The sequence below is a fragment of the Nonomuraea composti genome, assembly GCF_012034275.1.
Lineage (GTDB): Bacteria > Actinomycetota > Actinomycetes > Streptosporangiales > Streptosporangiaceae > Nonomuraea > Nonomuraea composti.
Genome location: NZ_JAATEP010000008.1, coordinates 1 through 20,509 on the forward strand (window position 1 = coordinate 1; position 20,509 = coordinate 20,509).

Sequence of the window (20,509 nt, forward strand, 5' to 3'; positions counted from 1 at the left end):
TGCCGGCGACCGCTGGCGCGTCACCGTCGGCCCGCTCGACCCGTGGTTCTACTACTACCAGCTGATCGTGGACGGGGTTTCGGCCAAGGACGTGTCGAACCCGACGAAGGTGACCTCCGAGCCGAACTGGAGCACCTTCTTCGTGCCGGGGAAGCGTGCCCGCCTCCTCTCGGACGTCCCCGCAGGCCAGGGCGGCAAGGTCGAGAGCATGACCTACCGCAGCACCGTGGCCAACGCGGACCGCACCGCGCTGGTGTGGACCCCGCCCGGCTACGACCCGGACCGCGCCGAGCCGTACCCCGTCCTCTACCTCCAGCACGGCAGCGGCCAGAGCTACACGGACTGGGTCGAGATGGGCCGCGCCAAGCAGATCCTCGACCACCGGTTCCTCGACGGGGACCTGGTGCCGATGGTCGTCGTCATGGGCAACGGCAACGTGCCCGACTTCGGCAAGGAACTGCTGGAGAACATCGTCCCGGCCGCCCGCTCCCACTACCACGTCTCCTCCGACCCATCCCAGCAGGCCCTCGCCGGCCTGTCCATGGGAGGCGTCCAGACGTTCGGGGTGCTCAAGGCGCACCCGGGCCAGTTCGCCTACATCGGGGTGTTCTCGGGCTGGTTCGGCGACGAGACAGGGGTCGACGCGGCGGCGATCAACAAGGGCACCAAGCTGCTGCGCCTGTACGTCGGTGACCGCACGGACTTCGTGTACCCGTTCTTCACGGCGTCACTGGCCACGCTGGACAGGCTCGGCATCCGCTACGAGTTCGACGGGGTCACCCCCGGGCCGCACGGCTGGGACGTGTGGCAGAACAACCTCATCGACCTGGCTCCGCGCCTGTTCAAGCGCTAGAGCGGCGAGCCGGCCGCGCGCACCTTCCTCGACCACCAGGAGGCCCGCGCCACCGGCTCAGCAGCTCACGCTGCTCACAGCAGATCTGCCGCAGGCAGATCGTGTCGACTCCGGTCCCGGCGGCCTCACAAGATGGACGCATGAGCGAAGAGTCGAAACTCCCCTTGTTCAACCCGCGGGTCAGGCGCGAGCTGTACGAGCAGCGTGTCCTCGTTCTCGACGGCCCTCTCGACGACGACAACGGGACGCTGCTGGCCACCCAGTTGATGGCTCTCGCCACGCAGGACGCGTCGGCCGACATCTCCTTGTGGATCCACTCCCCCGGCGGCTCGGTCCCGTCGATGCTGGCGATCCGCGACATCATGCGCATCATCCCCTGTGACGTGTCGACCCTCGTGCTGGGCATCGCCTACAGCGCCGGGCAGTTCCTGCTGTCGTCGGGAACGCGGGGGAAGCGCCGCGCCCTGCCGCACTCCCGCGTGCTGATGCACCAGGGCTCGGCGGGGATCGGCGGCACCGCGGTCGACATCGAGCTGCAGGCGGGCGACCTCCGGCACACCCGCGACACGGTGCTCGGCCTGATCGCCGAGGACACGGGCCAGCCCGTCGAGCGCATCTTCGAGGACTCCCTGCACGATCGCTGGTACACGGCGCAGGAGGCCCTGGACTACGGCTTCATCGACGCGATCGTGCAGAACTTCGACGAGATCGCGCCACAACATCGCCCACGGCCCGGATTCGGCGTCACCCAAGGAGTCGGCCAGTGACCAGCTACACGATCCCGAACGTCATCGCCCAGCACCCTCGTGGCGAGCGGATCATGGACGTCTACTCGCACCTGCTCACCGAGCGGATCGTCTACCTGGGCACCGCGATCGACGCGGGCGTCGCGAACGCCCTCATCGCGCAGCTGATCTTCCTGGAATCGGACAACCCCGACGCGGAGATCCAGTTCTACATCAACTGCGAAGGCGGAGACCCGAGCGCGATGCTCGCGATCTACGACACCATGCGCCATATCCGCCCGCGCGTCTCGACCACCTGTGTGGGACAGGCGGTCGCGGTGGGTGCCGTGCTCCTCGCCGCGGGCGCCGAAGGAAAGCGGGCCGCCCTCCCGCACGCCCGGATCATCCTGCACCAGCCGGCGGCCCAGGGCCGCGGCACGATCCCCGACCTGATCCTCCAGGCCGACGAGGTCGTACGCGTCCGGGCCGACATCGAGCGCATCCTCGCCCGGCACACCGGCCAGACGGTCGAGACCCTGCGCGCCGACACCGACCACGACCGCGTGTTCACCGCCCAAGCGGCCCTGGAGTACGGGCTCCTCGACCAGATCATCGAGGAGCGCTCGTAACCCGAGACCGGCCGCGCTAGGCGGCCAGCGCGTACACCGTCGCCGCCGCCGAGCAGGTGGCCCCCCTCGACGCGCCGTGCTGAGCGGGCCGCAGGCTCTCGGCGACGGCAAGGGTCAGATCGACCAGCGTCACATCCAGCGCACCGGCGACCGCGGCGATCATCTCGCTCGACGGCTCCTTGACGCCCCGTTCGATCTCGGACAGATACTGCGGCGAGACCCCGGCACGACGTGCCGTCTCGCTCAGCTTCTCGCCCCGCTCATGGCGAAGCCCTCTCAAGCACTCACCGAGCACGTGCCGCCACAGCGGCTCGCCGGCCGGGAAGGGCTTGGGGGCGGTCCGATCGAACACTGGACGCGACGGGATGGATGAGGCCATACCTCACCATAAATAGCCAGGGCGTTCGGGCTCTGCCGGCTTCGCGCAGAGCGGAACCAGCCCCCTTCACCGAGCGACCGCCGCTCGGTGAAGGGCGCTATGCCTCGTAGAGATCCCTCTCGCTCAGGACCAGGTCGCCGAGCCCTGCCGGCGACCGTCCTGGGCATGATCAAGAGCATCCATGCCCGGCGATCCCCGCGGGACATGGCCGTTTTCCGGAGCGATTCGCCTATTCGGTGCGGCGCAGGTCCATGCTGTCGGATCCGTGCCACCGGTTGTTCGCGGCTGCCTGCCGGGCCCGCTCGGCCGGCTCGCCGGTCAGGCCGGTGCGCTCGATGCACCACTCGACCCACTCGGGCAGGAGGTCGAGGGCGGCCTCGGCGTACTCGTCGGCGTACCCGTCCGCGACGAGGATCACGGTGTGCTCGATCCGATGCGGAGAGCAGGCGTAGTAGCCGGGCCCGGACAGGTCGGACCAGTTGTCGGCGAGCGTGGCGACGTCTTCCCGTTCGGGCCTGCGGCCGTCCCGGTCGCGCAGCCAGGCGGCGAAGTCGTCGATGATCGGGATGAGGTCCGGACCGGCCTCGGGCGCGACGGTGAACGGCTCGCAGAGGGCTCTGGCGCGCTGACGCTGGCGGAAAAGCTCGGCGATGAACTGTCGCGACTCGGTGCCGATCATCAGCGCACTCAGGAGGTCGGAACGGCACAGCGGATCCACCAGGTCACGGACGGTGACCTGGTCACACGGGGCCGGGCGGGTGGAGTCGGGTGCCGCGTGCGCCCCCACGGCGGCTCGCCATTCGGCGAACGCCTCCTCCGCTGAGGCGAAGACGGCGGCGTGCACGACCCGGTCGCCGGTGCAGCGGTCGATGTCCCAGCAGTACCAGTGCGGGTCCTCCCCATCCCAGGCGAAGGGGGCCACGAGCGCGTGGCGCGAGCCGTACACGTCGGTCAGCAGCAGCGGCTCTCCGGCCGGAGCCGCCCGCAGGACCTCACCCGGCCACCCCGGAACGGCACCGGCCTCGGCCAGAGCTGCGGTGCTGTCCTCGACGGCTTCGCGGACGGCGAGGTCGGGGTCGCGGCGCAACATCTCCCCGCCGGACGGCGGCGTCATCGCGGCGAGCCCGTGCAGCAGCCGCCACAGGTCGTCCACCTGCCCGCCGGCGCGTGCGGCGTGCCGGATCCGGTCACGGACGAGGTCGGCCAGCGAGGCCAGGTACTGGTCCCAGTGGAAACCCATGGTCTCGGCCTGGGTGCGCGCCCACATCTCCTCGCCGACCAGGTCGACGACCGCGCTCTCCAGCCGCAGCGGCGAGCCGACGGGCAGACCGGCGAGGCGCTCGATGATCGCACGATGGGAGCCCGGCCACCACTGATCCCCGGCGGTCCCCAGCAGCGACTCGAACACCGACGAACGAGCATCAGGCGAGGGCTGACGGGCGGCGAGTTGCTGCGCGCGCCGGGCGGGGTTGCCACTGACCCCGCGCGTGGGGCTCGCCTTCCCTTTACGCTTCTTCGCCACGGCGCCGATCCTACGGCGTTCAGAGGGCGGCGAGGAAAGCGCGCATTTCGAGCAGGTCCACCTTCTCCACGTCCTCGGGCCGGATGACCACGGTGAGCCGGCGGCAGACCGGACGCATCCTGGAGTGGGCGACGAAGGACAGGATGATCACTTTGAGCAGGTTCTCCCGGTCGAGGGCATGCACCCGCGCCAGCTCCGCCCCCATGACGGGCACCGCCACGTGACCGAGCTGGCTGCGGTCCCCGACCGCGGCCCACAGCCGGGCCAAGCCGGCCCACAGGTCGTCGACGGACGAGCGCGCCACCAGGTCGTTGCCCATCCTGCTGTAGGCGAGGCAGTAGATCCGGCGCCGCGGCGAGCCGATCACGGCGACGGTGCCGAGAGGGTAGCGATCCCGCTTGCCGCGCGGCTTGGACTCCGCGGGCTCGGTGGCGACCGGGACGGTGGCGGCGAGGGCCCGTTTCAGCTCTCCGTCCAGCCGCGCGAGATCATCCTCGTACAGGCGGCTGAGCAGCTGTCCTTGCAGGCTGTTGCGATTGATGATGATGTCGTCGGTGGTGTCCAGGTCGAAGGTGTCGGTGAAGCCGACCACCAGATCCGCCTCCTGGGCGAACAGGTCGCCGACCTGGATGGTGATCGTCATGTCGGGGTGGGGGAAGTCGCGCGACACCCGGCCGCGCGAATAGGCGGCCAGGACGCCCCAGGCCAGGCAGGCCGCCAGCGAGATCGCCGTCACGCCGCCGGGATTGCCGAACCGCACGCCGAACACCTGGCCGACGAACTGGACGCCGGCCGAGACGACGCCGAAGGCGATGAAGAACTGCGTCGCCAGCAACACCCGGCCCCGGGACGTGCGGACGACCTGCCGCAGGCCGTGGATCAGGCCCACCGGTCATCGTCCCCGTCGCGGGGGCCGGCGGGTGTAGGCGGCCAGGTCCCGGAGCAGGCTCGGTTCGACGTAGTCCACGCCCGTCCCGGACAGGCGGCAGCCCGCGGTCTCCAGTCGCTGCCGGATCTTCAGCACGCTCGTCGCGGAGCCGTCGACCTGGACATGGTTCAGCCCGGCGATGTCGGAGAAGGGCCGCACCCGGCCCAGTCGCAGCAGGAGCGTGCGCGCCGGGGCGACCCCGAACGCCATGCCGGCCTCGAACAGCACGTTCGGCCGCGGCTGGCACTGCTGGTCGTGGTCGCCGTGGTCGCCGTGGTCGCCGGCGAGCTCGGGGTGCAGCCGGACGATGTCGTCGGGCGTCATCACCACGACCACCGCCTGCGCCGTCCCGAACGCCCGCCCGACGACGTCCAGGAGGTGCGGGCTCATGGTCGCGGTCTCGCGGACGAGGGTCTCCCATTCGAGCGGCTCCAGGCCCATGCGGCGCAGCAGGTCGAAGACGCGCAACCGTGCCTGCTCGTCCCGCCCGTGGATCACGAAGACCTTACGCTCCTTCTCCGGTACGGGCGCGTGACCGACCGGCGCGAGCTCGGTCGCGTCGTCGTCCGGCGGCGGGGTGCCGTAGGTCGTCGCCCGCGCCCCGGGCCCGGCTGCGAGGGAGGATCCGGTCACGTACCCACCGCTCACCTGGATGCCGTAGTTGTCGGCCACGATGCCTCACTTCTCCTTCTGCTTGCCCTTTTTGCTCCTGTTGTCGCTCGGCGCGGGCATATGGGTGGTTGCCTGCGCGTTGTCCCCTGCCGCGACGCTGCTTCCGCTGATGGAGCTGCCGCCGGTCACCAGGACCCCGTTGTTGAGAATGGTCGTCTGCCGCTCGATCAGCTCCCCGGTGTGCACGTTGCGCTCGTCCAAGAACTCCACCATGGCGTCGAAGATGCGCTGCTCGACGACCTTCGTGTACATCTCGCTGTCGAGCTTCTGGAAATAGCGCTGGTACCGCGAGTCGCTGGCCTCCTCGCGGACGCAGTAGGAGGCGCCGTGGTTGAAACTGCGGTCCTGCGGGGCGACGGCCGGCTCGGCCAGGGCGCTGCGGTCCCGTACGAACTCCGACAGGTGACCGAACACGTCCATGACGCCACCGAAGAGGCCGATGCTGCGTACCGCCAGCCAGGCGAGGCTCCACGGCGACGTGATCGGGCGAACCTTGTCGTACTTGTGGAAGCGCGCCTGCAACGGTGTGAGCACGGAATGGCTCGCCTCGATGAACAGGTTCTGCTGCACGATCGCGAACCGCAGGAAGATGGTGAGCGCCAGCTCACCGTCCCAGCCGATCAACCGGATCACCGTGTACGGGCGTGCCCGGCCGTCCCGCTCCGCCAGCAGCTCGTCGATCTTGGTGTCCCCGACACCCGGAAGGGGACAGCCGGTGTCGTCGACATAACCATCGTCTTTCCAGACGTCGCGGCCACTGACGAAGATCCGGTCCGTGACTTCAAGGCCTTTCCAGTTGAGCGCCCGCACCTGCGCCGCCACGCGCTCCCGGATGTCGTGAACCTCGAAGGGCTTCGTGGGGGCTCCCTCGTACCGGGGTTTGGTGACGTCGATGGCGAACGACCAGCCGCCGATGACCTGCCCGTACCCCGTGAACGGCTCGAACTTGCGGTAGATCGACAGGTTGCCCCGCGTCAGCTCCTCGATCTGCGCGATCCGCCGGCGCAGCAGGGGCTTCACCGGGTTGGGCGCCCCCTCCGGCGAGAAATGGCCGGGCCTGAGGGACACCGTGATCGCGCGGTTCAAGGTCAGCCCGTAGACGAACCTCACCAGGGTGTTGCCGAGCAGCATCGAGCCCAGCGCCCACGGAAGCAGGCGGAGGGGCGCCAACGACAACGTGTGGATCGCGACGGCGATCGCGCCCAACGCCGTGAACAGGCCGGACAGGCTGAACGCGGCCAGACCGCAGTCACGCAGGGCCCGGCGCCGCCGGCCCGCGCACGCGTGTCGCAGCACCGCCGGGATGTCCACGCCAGGCGACGTCGCGATACCGCGCCGCGGCTGACGGACGATGTGGTCGAAGAGCCGTTGGGCGAAGACGAAGTCGGCCTGTGCGGCGCAGCACAGGTGCCGGGTCACCTCGTCGTCCGCCCGTTTGATGTCCCTGGCGTGGCGGCGCAGGAAGACCGAAGCCAGAGACGGCGGACGATCGTCAGGGGGCGCTTCGAGGCTGAGCTCGGTGAGCGGGCACGGGGGGCAGGCGCCGGCATCCGACGAGTGCCCCGGACAGAGCGTGCACAGTGTGTTTTTGCGCATTCCTCGCGCACTCCTTCACTGGTACGTGTCCCCTCGTACTGAGGAGTGATCCGCGATCAGGAATACGTCGTACGGCGGTGATCGCCCGCTTTCCAGCGGCGTGCAAACCAGCCGGGGTCCCGGCACCGGCGGGTGCCCCTCGGCCGCCTCGCGACGCTGAAGAAGTCATCGCAGGAACGGTCAACGAATACCACTACGCGGGTCACACGGGACGACCGAGTTTCTTGGCGCCCACGTCACCAGCCCCTGATCGACGATCATCGGCCAGGGTCCGCTGGCGCCTGCTTGGCCCGAGGTCGATTCACGCGTGAGTCAGTCGCGGCGGCTGAACAGGTGGCCGATGCCGCCCGCGAGGGCGATCGCCATCATCCAGCCGAAGATGATCACTGCCCACACCCAGTACCAAAGCACCTTGCCCAGCGGCGACACCGCGAAGTCCGGCAGCCAGTAGGTCACCTGGCGCAGGTTGACCACCGGCAGCAGCAACTCCATGGAGTAGATGGACGGCACGAAGCACGGATAGCTCGCCGTGCACTCGTACACCTGGGGACGGGGGCCGCCCTGCCCGGCGGCAGCGGCGATCATGAGCCCCTGCCCTTGGGCCAGGGTGAACAGGAACCAGGAGACGACCCAGCACAGCACCGCCAGCAGTAGCAGGCGGTGGAAGGCGTAGCCGTAGCTGACGGACTTGTCGAGGAACCAGTTCCACAGCCGCAGGAGCGGACCGCCGAGGTTCCAGACGCGGCCGTTCGAGCCGTCCCGCCGCAGTTTCAGGTCCGGCTGGCGCCTCCGTTGCCGCTGGAGTTCGATGGCGATCCGCCTGGCCTTGTCGCTGTGGCCGTCACCTTGGTAGATGCGGACGAGCCGCTGGTAGACGTCGGGGGCGAAGGCCGCCGAGCGGAGCCAGCCCAGACGCTGACTGATCGTGATCCGCGTGTCGGGCGAGATCCCCTCGTCGTCGACCTCGTCGAAAGCGAACCCAGCGAGGGTCGTCGCGTGCTCACCTGGCCAGGAGGCCGGCAGATCCTGGAGGTTGCCGACGTGCGAATGGGAGACGTCCACCGCCTTCGGGGTTTCCTGGGGACGCCAGATGAAGTTCGTGCCGACCTTCATGCATCGGGCGTAGAACTCGTCGATCTTGGCGTGGGTGCAGTCGAGCTGGCGGGCCACCGATGCCTGATGCAGCAGAACCTTGCCCTTGGCGACGAACTTCTCGTTGAGGTAGACACTGCCGCGGCAGACCAGTCCCTCCGCGACGAGAGCGTCGTCGCCCACGTTGTGGAAACGCCCATTGGTGCAGTTGAGTTCGCTCTCAATGGTGGTGTTGATGAGCTCCACCATGCCCTCGGCCTTGAATCCGTCGTTGAGGAAGACGGCGCCGCCACAGATCAGTCCATTGACCGACAGGGCGGGGTGTGTCCTGTCGCCCTTGAAGGTGCCGCGGGTGCAGTTGAGCTCCGTCGCGATGCGGGCCCTGAGGAGCTGCACCGTCCCCTCGGCCTTGAAGCCGTCGTTCAGGTATACCGTGCCGTGGCAGATCAGACCGTTAGCCGTCAGGGCGATCTTGCCGGGATTGCAGATCCGGCCCCCTGAACAGCTCAGCTCGCGTGCGATCCTGGCGACGTGAAGGGTGACACCGCCCTTGATCACACAGCCGTCGCCCAGGCGGATCTCGCCGCAATTCACGCCATTGGCGCTGAGGGCGATGTCGCCCTTGTTGCTGAACCTGCCTCCATTGCAGCTGAGCCGGTCGGTGATCGTGCTGCCGTCCAGGCGTACCTTCCCCTTCGCGCGAAACTGGTACTGCATCAGCACGGCGTCGGCCGTCAGGTGCTCCGCCTCGATCACCGCCTGGTCCGGAGGCGGGTCGGCGAACGTGCCTCCCGTACAGTTGATCTCTCCCCTGACGTTCGCCTCGCTCAACAGGACCATCCCGTGGGCCTCGAAGCCGCCTCTGAGATAGAGGCCGGTGGCGACCTGGACGCCCTCCGCCATGAGGGCGTACCTGCCGGGGTTGACGAAGTGGCCCAGCCTGGCGTGCAGCGCGCCTATCCTGGCCAGCCGCAACCGCAGCTCGCCTTCGGAGCGAAATGCGGCTCCGCACAGGAACTCGCCGTCCAGCGCCAGGTGCGAGGCATCGATGGTACGCCCCGATGGGTTGCGCAGCTGCGCTCCCCGGGCGTTGATGGTGCCTTTGATCTGGGCGGCGACGATGGTGATCTCCCCGTCGGCCGCGAATCCCTCGTCGAGTTGCACGCCGCCTTCGACCTGGAGGTTGCGGCCATCCAGGGCCGGGCCGTCCGTTGCTTCGAACGTGCTGCCTGTACAGCGCAGGTTGCCGTTCAGCCGCCCCCGCATGAGCGAGATCGCGCCGACGTTGTGGACCCGCTGCAGAATGAGATGACCCTCCGTACGCAGGTTCGGGGCGTTGAGTCCGTGCATTTCGCAGTCCACGAAGATGAGGTCGCCGTCGGCTTGCGTGGCGGTGAGGTCGATCGCGCCACTGAACGTGCAGTTGGCGAAGCACAGTGCCCGGGACAGCCGCATTCTCGACAACTTGAGATCCCCGATGATGGCACGATCTTTGTACTCCACCGGATGGCCGTCGCCGGCCTTCATTTTCTCGTTGATGTCGGTGAGCAAATCGGGCGCCTTGATTTCCTGGAGGAGGACCATTCGCGCAGTATCGCCAGGACAGGCGTTGCGCCGCATCGGGAGCGAGGCTAGGGATGCCCCTAGGATGGTCCGGAGATTTGGCATAAGGGTGGCACGCGTTCTGCCGGGCGAAGCGGCCAGGGCGCCCATCCACGATCCGCTCCATCGGCACCCTCATCTGCCCCGTGGCGTCCATCCCTGACCGCATCCATAGCGAATCGCCGATCTGAACATATGCCGACCAGACGGGCTCGGCGACGTTCTGCACGCGTACACGCATACCGCTTGAAGTGTTTCGTGGGCGTTGGCAGCCCATACAGCCCTCTGAGCACGCGGCGCGCCGGTAATGCATTCATGATCAAAGACGACACGTATGCAGAGCGGCACGACGCCCGGGAGGGGGAGCGATGGACCCGATCGGGCCGGGCGCGGGGACGGCCCGGGTGCTGGAGGCGCGGCGTGACGGCGACGCCGGCGCAGGGAAGGCGTCGGCGGGTTCCTGGCACGTACGGCTCCAGCGTCTACCGCGCAAGGGCCGGCACATCGCCAGGAGGTGATCCGCACGAACCCGGACCCGGGCACCAGCGACACTTCGCGCGGCGCTCCGGAAGGGGCAGGCCCGCGGCAGGAGGCGTACGCGTCCGGTCAGGCGCGCATCTACCAGGCGGGCCGGGACCAGCACTTCCACTACGGTGACGGCCCGGACGCGCGTCGGCGGGCCCGCCCGGGCAGCGTGGACGTCGAGTGCCCCTACCCTGGGCTGGCGGCGTTCGGGCCGGAGCAGGCCCGCTGGTTCTTCGGACGGGACGCGCTGATCGCCGAGCTGCTCGCCCGGCTCGACCGGCGCCTGCTGGGCTCCGGCGGCATCCAGGCGGTGGTGGCGCCGTCGGGGGCGGGGAAGTCCTCGCTGCTGCGCGCCGGCCTGCTGCCAAGGCTGGCGGCCTCGGCTCTGCCCGGCTCCCATCGCTGGCCGGTCCTGCTGTTCAGGCCCACGGACGACCCCATCGGCGCCTTGGCCGCCCAGCTCTGCTCTCTGACGGGCGCGGACCGGGCCGAGACCGCCGAGCGACTCGGCGTCGATCCCGCCGCGGGCGCGGCGATGCTGGCCGAGTACGCCGGCGATGACGACGGGATGCGAGTCGTCGTGGTGGTGGATCAGTTCGAGGAGTTGTTCACGGCGTGCGACGACGAGCGCCGCCGTCGCCAGTTCATCGACGTGCTGACCCGGATCGCCGGTTCCGCGGCGGCGAGGCCGGCCGGGGTCGTGGTCATCGGGCTGCGGGCCGATTTCTACGCGGCCTGCGCCGGGCATCCAGGGTTGCGTGCGGCTCTGGAGGACGCGCCGCTGCTGGTGGGCGCGATGTCGCTCGCGGAGGTACGGGAGGCGATCGTCTACCCCGCGCAGGACGTGGGGCTGGACATCGAACCCGGCCTGGTCGAGCTGCTTCTGCGCGACCTCGGCTCATCCGGCGGTACAGGCGACGGCTCCGGTACAGGCGACGGCTCCGGAGCCCGCGGCCGGGAGGAGCCGGCCGGTTACGAGGCCGGACGGCTCCCGCTGCTCGCGCACGCCCTGCGGATGAGCTGGCAGCAGCGCCACGGCGCTACGCTCACGGTCGAGGGATACCAGGCCACCGGCGGCATCCAGCGTGCCCTGGCCACCACCGCCGACCAGGCGATCGATGGCCTGGACGCCGCCGGGCAAGCCAGGGCCCGCGCCGTGTTCCTGCGACTGGTACGGATCGGCGAAGGCGCGGACGACACCCGGCGACGGGTGGCGTGGGCGGAGTTGGCGGAGGCGTTCGGAGAGCCGGCGGCCACGTCCGCCGTCGTGGACGTCTTCACGGAGGCCCGGCTGCTGTCCCGGCACACGGACACCGTGGAGATCGTGCACGAGGCCCTGTTGCGTGGCTGGCCGCGGCTTCGCCGGTGGATCGACGCCGACAGGGCGGGCCGGGTCGTACACCAGGACCTCGAAGAGGAGGCGGCCGCGTGGGAGCGGGCGGACCGCGATCCCGCCCTGCTGTACCGGGGCAGCCGCCTGGAGGTCGCCCGGACCTGGGCGGCCTCGGCCCCGGCCGGCGACATCAGCGTGGCGGCGCGGGAGTTTCTGACGGCCGGCGTCCGGCAGCACCGCCGTACGGCGCGGCTGCGCGCCGGCGTCATCGCCGCCCTGACCGTGCTGGCCGTGGTCGCCGCCACCACCGCTGTGATGGCCGTACGCTCGCAGGGCGAGGCGGAGCTCCAGCGGGACACGGCCACCTACAACCGCGTCCTGGCGGAGGCGGACCGGCTCGCCGACACCGACATCTCCCTGTCGGCCCAGCTCACCCTCGTCGCACACCGCATGAAACCCGGAGACGACACCTACACCCAGGTGCTCAACCTCCAGCACACCCCGCTGTCCATCCTGCTGTCCGGCCGGGACACCGGGATCGACACGGTGGCGTTCGGCATGAACGGGCGAGTTCTCGCCGCCGCCGGGGCCGACGGACAGGTGCGACTGTACGACGTCGCCGATCCCCTCAAGCCACGGCCGCTGGGCCGCACCCCCGCCGAGCCCGCCGACGGCTTCAGAAAGGTGGCGTTCAGCCCGGACGGCCGTACTCTCGCCGGTGCGGGCAACGACGGCACGGTGCGGCTGTGGGACGTCCGCGACCCGGTGCGGCCCCAGCCGCTGCACCCCCTCCCCAGACGGAACGAGTACCTGACCTCGCTCGCGTTCAGCCCTCACGGACACGTCCTGGCCGTCGGGGACACGCAGGTGCGGCTGTGGGACGTCCGCGATCCGGCCCGGCCGAAACCACTGGCGCGAGTACCCGCCCACGTCGCCGGCAACGTGTACTCGCTGGCGTTCAGCCCCGACGGGCTCAAGCTGGCCGTCGGCGACAACGACAGCACGATACGGTGCTGGTACCTCGACGACCCGGCCCACCCGCGTCCGATGGGACGGCCCATCAGGCACGACGGCTTCCTCAGCTCGGTCAACGCGCTGGCGTTCAGCTCCGACGGCACGGAGCTGGCCAGCGCGAGCGACGACATCCGGCGGTGGGAACCGGTCGGCGGGACCATGGCCAGCCGGCCGCTCGGAGGAACCAGCGACGACATCTCCGACGTGGCCTATAGTCCCGACGGTTACACTTTCGCCGGCACGGACGGCAGAGTCATCAGGTTGTGGAACATCGCCGGCCAGAGCGAACTCCGGCAGATCGGGCGGACACTCACCGGCCACACCGGGCAGGTCAAGTCGCTGGGGTTCAGCCCGGACGGCCGTACGCTCGCCAGCGGGTCCGATGACGGGACGGTGCGGTTGTGGAACGTCCAGGCTGGTCGCCTCACCGACCGGTCGATGTCCCTCAACGAAGTGGCCTTCAGCCCGGACAGCAGAACTCTCGCCGCCTTCGACGACTTGAATCCCCACATCTGGGACATAACGCGGCCCACTCGGCCGAAGCCCCTCGGCCTGTTTCCCACGTGGCCGACCGACAGGACCCCGGGCATCAACGGATACGTCGCCGTTGACGCCGGCTGGCGCACACTGGCCACCATCGGCGACGAGCGGGACGGAAACCGTTCCCTCCGCCTGTGGCGTCTCAGAGCGCCATACCTCACCGAACGACTCGGCCCCCCTCTCGCTCCCCGGGACAGCTTCCAGTCGGTGTGGTTCAGCCCGGGCGGACGGCTCATGGCCGCCGTCACCACCGACAGCTCGGTCCTGCTGTGGGATCTCGCCGACCCCGCGCATCCCAAGGGGCCGACGGTGCTGCACGGCCCGTCCGAGGGCATCCCCTCACCGGCGTTCGCCCCTGACGGCCGCACCCTGGCCCTGGCCGTGGACGGAGTGATCCGGTTGTGGGACGTGACCGATCCCGCGCGTCCATCCGGCACGCGAACCCTGCCGGACCTTCCCGACACGGCCACGTCCCTGGCGTTCAGTCCCGACGGCAGAACGCTGGCCGGCACGATGGACAGATGGATCAAGCTGTGGAATGTCACCGATCCTGTACGCCCGCCGCAGGCCCTGGCCGGGCCCGACGACGGCCTCGGGGCCGTCGCGTTCAGCCCCGACGGGCATACCCTCGCAGGCGCGGGCTATGACGGGACCGTGTGGTTGTGGCGGGTGCTCGGTCCAGGACGCGCAGAACTCCGCGGCAGACCACTGCACGGCCACACGGGCACCGTCTCGTCCGTGACCTTCAGCCCGGACGGGCGCCTGCTCGCCAGCGCAGGGCAGGATCAGTCCGTCCAGCTGTGGGAACTGGACGCGGAGAGCAACATCCGCGGCATCTGCGCCGCCACGGCCGGCGCCATGACACCCGACGTCTGGCGCCGGTACGTGGGCGCGGACGCCTCCTACGACCCGCCCTGCAGCTGACCCGGCCCAGGCGGTGCTACAGCAGAACGGGACGTCAGCGAGGAATGACCGCCATGCCCCGCAAAAGCATTTTTATGCACACAAGGAGTCGGGAATCCGCGACAAGTCAAGCACTATCCAGGACTTACGGTCAGACGAGGTCCAGTACAGGAGCGGTTCCTCTGGACTGGCCGCCCGCTCGCCACCCCTGAACACGTCGTAATCGGCACTGCCCTTCAGCAGCCCGCCGATCCTCCCTGACTTCTCCGTGCACCGATCGTATAAAACCGGCTGTGGCCCAGGATGCTTCGCCGTATGGCGCCTCTCCTTGTCGCCATTCACATACGGCCCCCCGAAAAGACCGAACCGATCGTTCATCAGGGGCCCTCCGTACGACGCCACGACTTCTCGGCGTTCCGTCCCGTCCTTCCGCAGCACTACGAGTTTGGTCAGTTCATAGCGACGGTTCGGCGGCAGGCCGACACACCACTCGCGCCCGCACTGTGTTCCGTCCAATTCCCGCACAGCCGCCGGCACCGTCTGCTCCACCGATGGGAGCCGCTGAGCCTCCCCTCCATCCAACGGCACACGATAAGCCTGCCCATCTCCGTGCCAAACGGCGTCATCACCGACGATCGACAACCTGTCCTCGAACGGCACCTGGCCATGCCCGGTCAGCCAGGTCACCAACCTCATTTCGCCGCCCGACCGAGGCATCGTCCAGAGTTCAACGTGCCGTTTGCCCGCGTTCCACGGCTCCGAGCGATAGACCCCTGCCGTCCACACGATCCTCGTCTCACTGGTGGCCACGCTCATGACCTCGAAGCACAAACTGCACTCTGCCCACTTCGGCGCAGTGCCGAGAGCGCGGAACCCGCCCGTACGAAGATCGTAGGAGTAAAAAGTGGGCCGCCACTCGAACGAGGCGACCATCAGAACCTCGTCCTCGCGCAACATGGCAGCCGGCTCAACGGCTAGCTTGCCCTTCACCTTCGCCGGCACCGTGACTATGGCATCACGCCATATGCTCGCCGCCGACTCGAATTCGGGCACTTCAGGCAACACCTGTGGACGCCCGGGAAGAGGCGTACTGACCTCCTGAATAGTGCAGGACAACGTGACGGGAATCAGCATCAGCACTATGGCCGCGGCCCTGCATAAGCCGGCACTCCGGGCCTTGGCAGCGGCATTCGGACGTACCGGCAGAAGCATGATTTCGATCCTACGCTTCAAGGGCCAGCACAACCGTCACGGCTGCATCACATCCAGCAAACGCGACCCGGCTCCCATGCAAAGCATCGGCGGGGCGTGCAGAGATAAGGCCAGTGGGCGGAGCGACTTTGTGCGACCGGTGCGGCGCCGGCGGCAGCGAATTCGGTGGGTACGAAGGAATACTCGACCTGCGCCACAGCGGCTTCTCGACTGGCTCAACGCGGGCGTACCAGCCACCCGGGTAGCAACCTGTGCCGATCACACCGGCGCCCGTTCAGGACAACCCGCGTCGGGCCTACCGGCGGATCCGCGGAGAGCTCACCACGACCGGCGCTGCCCGGCGGGCATGGCCGGGCAGCGCCGCTGGTCACTTGGTCCGTTCGTGGACCGTGACGACGTGGCCGGCCTGCGCCGGTCCGGTCCGGTCATCGCCGGCCCAGCGCACGGTGTAGGTGTACACGCCTGCGTCCAGGATGTCAGTGAACGCGTACGACCCGCCGATGCCGGTCCTTACCGATCGCTGTATGACGTCGTCATCGCCGCTGCGGATACGCTCGACCGTGAGCCGGACATTGCGCGGCGCGGTGATCCCCGCCACCCGGAGCGATCCTCTGAACACGAGTTTCGTGCCGGCGACCGCGCGTGTCGGCCCGTTCAACGTCAGCATGGACGCGTATCTGACCGCGGTGGTGACGGAGGCTTCGCTTCCGCGGTGGCTCTCGTCACCGTTCCAGCGCACGGTATAGGTAACCTCTCCGCCGGTCGGTGGCGTGTCGGTGATGGTGAAGGTTCCGTCCGCCGCGGTCGTGGCGCCAGGCAGTTCCGCGCTGCTTCCGTCGGGCAGGGTACGGGTCACGGACAGCGGCTGCGCGCCTGGCGCGGTCCCGTCGTCGAAGGTCAGTCGTCCCGTCAGGGTGAGCGGTTGTTGCGCGGTCGCGTCAGGCGCGGCCGTCACGGTGAGCGTGGAGTTCCGCACGGTCGGGTCGTTGATCCGCCACAGGTAGAGGTGGTCCGCGTTCGTCTTCACCAAGCTGAGGATGTCGTGGCCCGAGAACGCAGCGCTTCCGCCGACTATCTCCCCTTCCGGCGGGCGTGCGGCGTAGATCGTCGAACCTGAGGCTGTGTCGTACAACGTCATCTCGCCGGAGAACAGGTTGCGCCCGCCCGCGATGTAGGCGCCGTCCGGGCTGACAGCGACGGTTGCCGGGTATCCCTCGGCCTCGGGACCCTTCTCGTACGCGTGCACCCGGGCCAATGTGGTGGCGTCCCACTTCTCGAAGGCGTCCGGAAGCGTGAACGCCGAGATCACGTGCGAGCCGTCCGGAGTGACGGCGACATCGTTCAATCCGCCGTGGAAGTAGGTGTGCCCGTCGATCTCGCCGCGGAAGACGGGAGTGGTACCGCTCACGTCGTAGACGAACAGATCCGCCGGGCTGCCGCCTCCTTCGCCGACCACCAGCGTGTTCCCCGCCGCAGCGAGGTACGGGCCTGCCTTCAGAGGAACCTCGAACGGCACGGGCTCCGGCACCGTCACCGACAGATCGAGCCCGAGGGCGCCGGTCGCACCGCCGCAGCCGCCATAACCCACCCACAGCCGCTCCCCGGTGAGTGCCAAGCTCGAGGGGCATCCGTAGGCGGCGAGGTCGACGCGCCGGGTGATCTCCAGCGTGGCGGTGTCGATCTCGGCCACCTCTTTCGAGCCCATCAGCGCGGCGTACAGGTGGGTGCCATCGGGTGTCATGGCCAGGCCGTACGCGCCGGACAGGCCCGTGATGGTGCCCTTGACCTGGCCAGTACTGTCCGCGATGACGATGTGATCGTCGATCGAAACGGCGACCTTGTCACCTCCGGCGACCAGATCAGTGATGGAGGAAGCGGCGCCGAGATCGGTCATGGAGTTCTCAGCCGAGGCTGCGGAAGCCGGGGCAATGAGCAGGCCGGCGGTCAGGGCCAGGGCTCCGAACAGCACGCCCGGTCGTGACAGGGCGGATTCACGAGATTTCGCGGCTAACAAGCGCACATGAAGCTCCGCTCGTATGGGATGAGAATGAGATGAAGCGTCCTGATCAAGCCAGAAAAGTACACCTCCAGTCAAGATCAGCAATTAGTAGCCGGCGATAGGCAGGCCGTATCCGGGTTCAACTCGGGAGCACGTCTATCGACTGTTGCGAGTTGTCGTTCCGGCCTGCCTGATGGTGACGTTCCATCGTCATCGTTGCCGGTACCCTCATGGCGGTGACCGACTTCATCAAGGGTGGCGGGTGCCGCATATCCCGTCTTCTTCTGCGACCCGTGCGTGAGCGTAAGGAGGCCGCCGCAGCGAACAGAGCGGTGAACCTGCTGCCCCGACTTCAAGAATCGGAAGTCATCAATCCGATCGCCTCGGCCGAGCATCAGGTTGCGAGCTTGCTGGGCGCCCCAGCCGACGGTGGGGTTCGCCGTGATTCCCAGCACGTGCACCCGCCGAGTAGCGTGCTCGGCCACGGCGAAGCAGTACCGCCGCGAGCATGACCGTCTTGCGGGATCGGGACACAACATTCACCAGCAGCGTCGATGAGGTGTTCGCAGGCGACGACATTCAGGTGCTGGAGATCCCGCCGCAAGCGACTCGCGCGAACGCGTGCGCCGAGCGGCGATCCACACGGCAGGCACGGAATGCACCGACCGGCTGCTGATCTCTGGTGAGTGGCGCCTTCACAGCGCGCTCAAGCCTAATACGGTATCGTACCCGTCCGGCTCAGAACGCCCGTTGCGTGACTGGTTGAAAAAGTATCCACAGGCGGTATTTTCGTCCCTGCACCGCTGCATCCGATATGTGGCGCCCGCTCGAACCAGAACATCTGCCACACTTTTCCCTGCTTGCGCAGGCGCCACTGGCTGTCATCCGGTTCTCGAGAATGCAGTAGAGATGAGGATCGGTGTCGGTGTCGGTGTCGGCGAGCGCCGCCCGCGACTCTTGGACATCATCACAGAACCACCCTGATATCCCCGTTCTTGAGCAGCAAGTCGATGCCGTCGGGCCGGAGTATCTGGAAGCCGCCTCCTGGCTGGCCAAACCACGAGCGGACGAGACCATAGTCGCGGGCGGTGGTGACCCTGTCGGCGTAGCCGACCGCGGTGTCGAAGATGCCGTCGATGCCGGTACCAGCCGTGCAGCGGCCTTGATCGTCGTAGGTCCAGGCGTACCACGTGCCGATCCGGTCCCGCCAGCCCGTCATGCGGCCGTCGGCGTCGTAGGCGAATTGCAGCGGCAGGCCCGAGGAGTTGATGATCTCGGTGAGGTTGGCGTGCTCGTCGTAGCCGTACGTGATGAGGGTCTCGGCCGCCTCACGTAGCCGGATGGCGACGACGAGGCCTGCCAGTCACTGCACTGGCCGAGCGCGGTAGACGGCTCCTGGACTCCCACCTTCGGGCCGCAGATCAAGCCGCTCGTGCTCGAGGCCCTTGTCCTGATGTCCCTATCTCGCGAGGTGACCGAGAACGCCCTGCGGTCGGTCGCGGTGCGCCTCTATGGCGTCGGCGAGACGACACCTCTCCACCCGTGTCAAGCTGCTCGAAAATGGGCCAGCCCATGTAGTGCCGTCGAGCTAAGGCCGGGCGGCCTGACCCCTGCCGTTTGAGCACCTGGCTGCAGCGCATTGCCATGCCCAGGATCCCGGCGATCCTCCGTCGACCGGTGCCGACTCCGCCCCTGTTGACCAGCGCGATCAGGTGGGAAAAGTCTCACGGAGCACCAGCAGCTCAGCACCCTTGGACAGGTCAGAGCAGATCAGCACGGTCAGCAGACCGAACAAGCCCATCACGCTGACAGTGCTCGGCGCGTGCCCCACCATGGAGGCAACTCAAAGATCCCGCATCAGCAGCCCCGCCCGGGTCCGGCCCGATAATGGGCCGATGAAGGTTCGGATCGGGATAGCGCCGCCACCCGGAGACCACCCTGACCGCCTCGCCGGGCTGGCGGAGCGGGCCGAGGCTCTCGGGATCGACTCGCTGTGGCTCTCGGAGATCGTCCACGGGCCGTCCGTCGAGCCCATCGTCGGCATGGCCTACACGCTGGCCGCCACCCGCCGGCTGAAGGTCGGCACGGGGGTGGCGATCCTGCCGGGCCGCCATCCCGTGCGGGTGGCCAAGCAACTCGCCTCGCTGGCCGCGCTCGCCCCCAAGCGCGTGCTGCCCGCCTTCGGGCTGACCCCGGCCAGGCCCGCCGAACGGGAGGCGTTCCCCGTTCCCGGGCCACGCGGCGCGGTGTTCGACGAGTCGCTCGAACTGCTCAGGCTGCTCCTGCGGCAGGAGAAGGTGACCTTCCACGGCGAGTTCTTCACGGTGGAGAACGCCGGGGTCGGCCCGCTGCCGGCTCGGCCGCTCGACATCTGGGTCGGCGGCAGCGGAGAGCGCGCTCTGCGCCGCGCCGGCCGGCTCGCCGACGGTTGGCTGGCCAGCTTCCTCACCCCCGACCAGGCGGCCGCCGGCCGTCAGGCGATCGCGGCACACGCGGCCGAGGCCGGCCGCGAAATCGAGGCCGACCACTACGGCACCAGCCTGGCGGTGGCCGCGACCGAGATCCCCGCCACCGCGATCGACGCCATCGCCCGGCGCAACCCGAGCACCGACCCCGCCGAGATCGTCCCGGTCGGCTGGCCCGCCGCCCGCGACCTGATCGAGCGCTTCGTCGAAGCCGGGATCACCAAATTCGTCGTACGGCCCGCCACGCCCGTGCCCTCGGTCGAGCGCTGGCTCGACGAGTTCGCCGGCCACCTCATGCCACTGCAGAGCTGAGCACAACCCTGCCACTCACGACGGGCGTGAGCCGGCGGTCGCCGCTACCTGTCCGACCACGTAGTCCGCTGTTGATCGGCTGAGAGCCTGTGGGCGATCGGGTGAGCGTTGCGATGATCCGACGGATCCTGAAACAGGCGCGCTTGACGCCGGCGCCGCGACGTGCCGACCATCGCTGGCGCCCTTTCCTCCGCGGGCCGCGCCCACG

The 20,509-nt window shown here is 68.7% G+C and carries 17 protein-coding genes; 8 read left to right on the forward strand and 9 right to left on the reverse strand.

The genetic code is table 11. The features are described 5' to 3' along the window. The 3 genes from HCN51_RS13175 to HCN51_RS13185 form a co-directional block, all read left to right on the forward strand. Positions 1–853, forward strand: an 853-nt coding sequence (locus HCN51_RS13175; protein WP_168009948.1) for an alpha/beta hydrolase, incomplete at its 5' end; no start/stop codon positions are given. Between the two features lie 140 nt (positions 854–993). Further along, positions 994–1,620 carry a ClpP family protease gene (locus HCN51_RS13180; RefSeq protein WP_168009949.1) on the forward strand — a complete coding sequence of 209 codons (627 nt, stop codon included), beginning with the start codon at positions 994–996 and terminating at the stop codon, positions 1,618–1,620. Then, positions 1,617–2,207 carry an ATP-dependent Clp protease proteolytic subunit gene (locus tag HCN51_RS13185; protein ID WP_168009950.1) on the forward strand — a complete coding sequence of 197 codons (591 nt, stop codon included), beginning with the start codon at positions 1,617–1,619 and terminating at the stop codon, positions 2,205–2,207. Before HCN51_RS13180 ends, HCN51_RS13185 begins: the two co-directional genes overlap by 4 nt. Before the next feature lie 16 nt (positions 2,208–2,223). Here HCN51_RS13185 and HCN51_RS13190 read toward each other — a convergent pair whose 3' ends face one another. The 6 genes from HCN51_RS13190 to HCN51_RS13215 all read right to left on the reverse strand — a co-directional run bounded on the left by HCN51_RS13190 (position 2,224) and on the right by HCN51_RS13215 (position 9,980). After that, positions 2,224–2,586: a helix-turn-helix domain-containing protein gene (locus HCN51_RS13190; protein WP_168009951.1), complete on the reverse strand. Its 363-nt coding sequence runs from the start codon at positions 2,584–2,586 to the stop codon at positions 2,224–2,226. Between the two features lie 229 nt (positions 2,587–2,815). Next, positions 2,816–4,108, reverse strand: coding sequence for a hypothetical protein (locus tag HCN51_RS13195; RefSeq protein ID WP_168009952.1), 1,293 nt, complete (start codon positions 4,106–4,108; stop codon positions 2,816–2,818). A gap of 19 nt (positions 4,109–4,127) precedes the next feature. Then, complete coding sequence (locus HCN51_RS13200; protein ID WP_206066963.1) at positions 4,128–4,997, reverse strand: macro domain-containing protein; 870 nt, start codon at positions 4,995–4,997, stop codon at positions 4,128–4,130. A gap of 3 nt (positions 4,998–5,000) precedes the next feature. Next, positions 5,001–5,708: a TIR domain-containing protein gene (locus tag HCN51_RS13205; protein ID WP_168009953.1), complete on the reverse strand. Its 708-nt coding sequence runs from the start codon at positions 5,706–5,708 to the stop codon at positions 5,001–5,003. A 6-nt stretch (positions 5,709–5,714) separates the two neighbouring features. Continuing rightward, positions 5,715–7,127, reverse strand: coding sequence for a hypothetical protein (locus HCN51_RS13210; protein WP_168009954.1), 1,413 nt, complete (start codon positions 7,125–7,127; stop codon positions 5,715–5,717). 489 nt (positions 7,128–7,616) lie between these two features. Then, positions 7,617–9,980: a hypothetical protein gene (locus HCN51_RS13215; RefSeq protein ID WP_168009955.1), complete on the reverse strand. Its 2,364-nt coding sequence runs from the start codon at positions 9,978–9,980 to the stop codon at positions 7,617–7,619. A gap of 386 nt (positions 9,981–10,366) precedes the next feature. On the opposite strand from HCN51_RS13215, the gene HCN51_RS13220 reads away from it, so the two are divergent. Continuing rightward, positions 10,367–10,516 carry a hypothetical protein gene (locus HCN51_RS13220; protein WP_168009956.1) on the forward strand — a complete coding sequence of 50 codons (150 nt, stop codon included), beginning with the start codon at positions 10,367–10,369 and terminating at the stop codon, positions 10,514–10,516. After that, positions 10,513–14,334 carry an nSTAND1 domain-containing NTPase gene (locus HCN51_RS62245; RefSeq protein ID WP_168009957.1) on the forward strand — a complete coding sequence of 1,274 codons (3,822 nt, stop codon included), beginning with the start codon at positions 10,513–10,515 and terminating at the stop codon, positions 14,332–14,334. Before HCN51_RS13220 ends, HCN51_RS62245 begins: the two co-directional genes overlap by 4 nt. A 72-nt stretch (positions 14,335–14,406) precedes the next feature. On the opposite strand, the gene HCN51_RS13230 is transcribed toward HCN51_RS62245, so the two are convergent. Then, entirely contained in the window at positions 14,407–15,525 is a 1,119-nt protein-coding gene (locus tag HCN51_RS13230; protein ID WP_168009958.1) for a TolB-like translocation protein, read from the reverse strand. 367 nt (positions 15,526–15,892) lie between these two features. Continuing rightward, positions 15,893–17,545: a WD40 repeat domain-containing protein gene (locus HCN51_RS13235; protein ID WP_168009959.1), complete on the reverse strand. Its 1,653-nt coding sequence runs from the start codon at positions 17,543–17,545 to the stop codon at positions 15,893–15,895. Between the two features lie 215 nt (positions 17,546–17,760). Between HCN51_RS13235 and HCN51_RS13240 the strand changes: the two genes are divergently transcribed. Both HCN51_RS13240 and HCN51_RS13245 read left to right on the forward strand, forming a co-directional pair. Further along, complete coding sequence (locus tag HCN51_RS13240; protein WP_168009960.1) at positions 17,761–18,036, forward strand: hypothetical protein; 276 nt, start codon at positions 17,761–17,763, stop codon at positions 18,034–18,036. Beyond that, positions 18,033–18,200, forward strand: a complete 168-nt coding sequence (locus tag HCN51_RS13245) for a hypothetical protein (protein ID WP_168009961.1) — start codon at positions 18,033–18,035, stop codon at positions 18,198–18,200. The genes HCN51_RS13240 and HCN51_RS13245 overlap by 4 nt, the downstream gene beginning before the upstream one ends. A 291-nt stretch (positions 18,201–18,491) precedes the next feature. On the opposite strand, the gene HCN51_RS62935 is transcribed toward HCN51_RS13245, so the two are convergent. Then, positions 18,492–18,743 (reverse strand): TNT domain-containing protein, encoded by a 252-nt coding sequence (locus tag HCN51_RS62935; RefSeq protein WP_240972787.1) that lies wholly within the window; start codon positions 18,741–18,743, stop codon positions 18,492–18,494. Positions 18,744–19,419: 676 nt separating this feature from the next. Here HCN51_RS62935 and HCN51_RS13255 point away from each other — a divergent pair. Beyond that, on the forward strand, positions 19,420–20,301 hold the full coding sequence (locus HCN51_RS13255) for a TIGR03854 family LLM class F420-dependent oxidoreductase (protein ID WP_168009962.1): 882 nt from the start codon (positions 19,420–19,422) through the stop codon (positions 20,299–20,301). Positions 20,302–20,509 lie beyond the last annotated feature (208 nt).

What these genes read in the sequence shown, in the direction of transcription:
- HCN51_RS13180 (WP_168009949.1), top strand. Translation starts at nt 994, where the DNA reads ATGAGCGAAGAGTCGAAACTCCCCTTGTTCAACCCGCGGGTCAGGCGC.
- HCN51_RS13190 (WP_168009951.1), bottom strand. Translation starts at nt 2,586, where the DNA reads ATGGCCTCATCCATCCCGTCGCGTCCAGTGTTCGATCGGACCGCCCCC.
- HCN51_RS13215 (WP_168009955.1), bottom strand. Translation starts at nt 9,980, where the DNA reads ATGGTCCTCCTCCAGGAAATCAAGGCGCCCGATTTGCTCACCGACATC.
- HCN51_RS13220 (WP_168009956.1), top strand. Translation starts at nt 10,367, where the DNA reads ATGGACCCGATCGGGCCGGGCGCGGGGACGGCCCGGGTGCTGGAGGCG.
- HCN51_RS13230 (WP_168009958.1), bottom strand. Translation starts at nt 15,525, where the DNA reads ATGCTTCTGCCGGTACGTCCGAATGCCGCTGCCAAGGCCCGGAGTGCC.
- HCN51_RS13245 (WP_168009961.1), top strand. Translation starts at nt 18,033, where the DNA reads ATGACCGTCTTGCGGGATCGGGACACAACATTCACCAGCAGCGTCGAT.
- HCN51_RS62935 (WP_240972787.1), bottom strand. Translation starts at nt 18,743, where the DNA reads ATGACGGGCTGGCGGGACCGGATCGGCACGTGGTACGCCTGGACCTAC.
- HCN51_RS13255 (WP_168009962.1), top strand. Translation starts at nt 19,420, where the DNA reads ATGAAGGTTCGGATCGGGATAGCGCCGCCACCCGGAGACCACCCTGAC.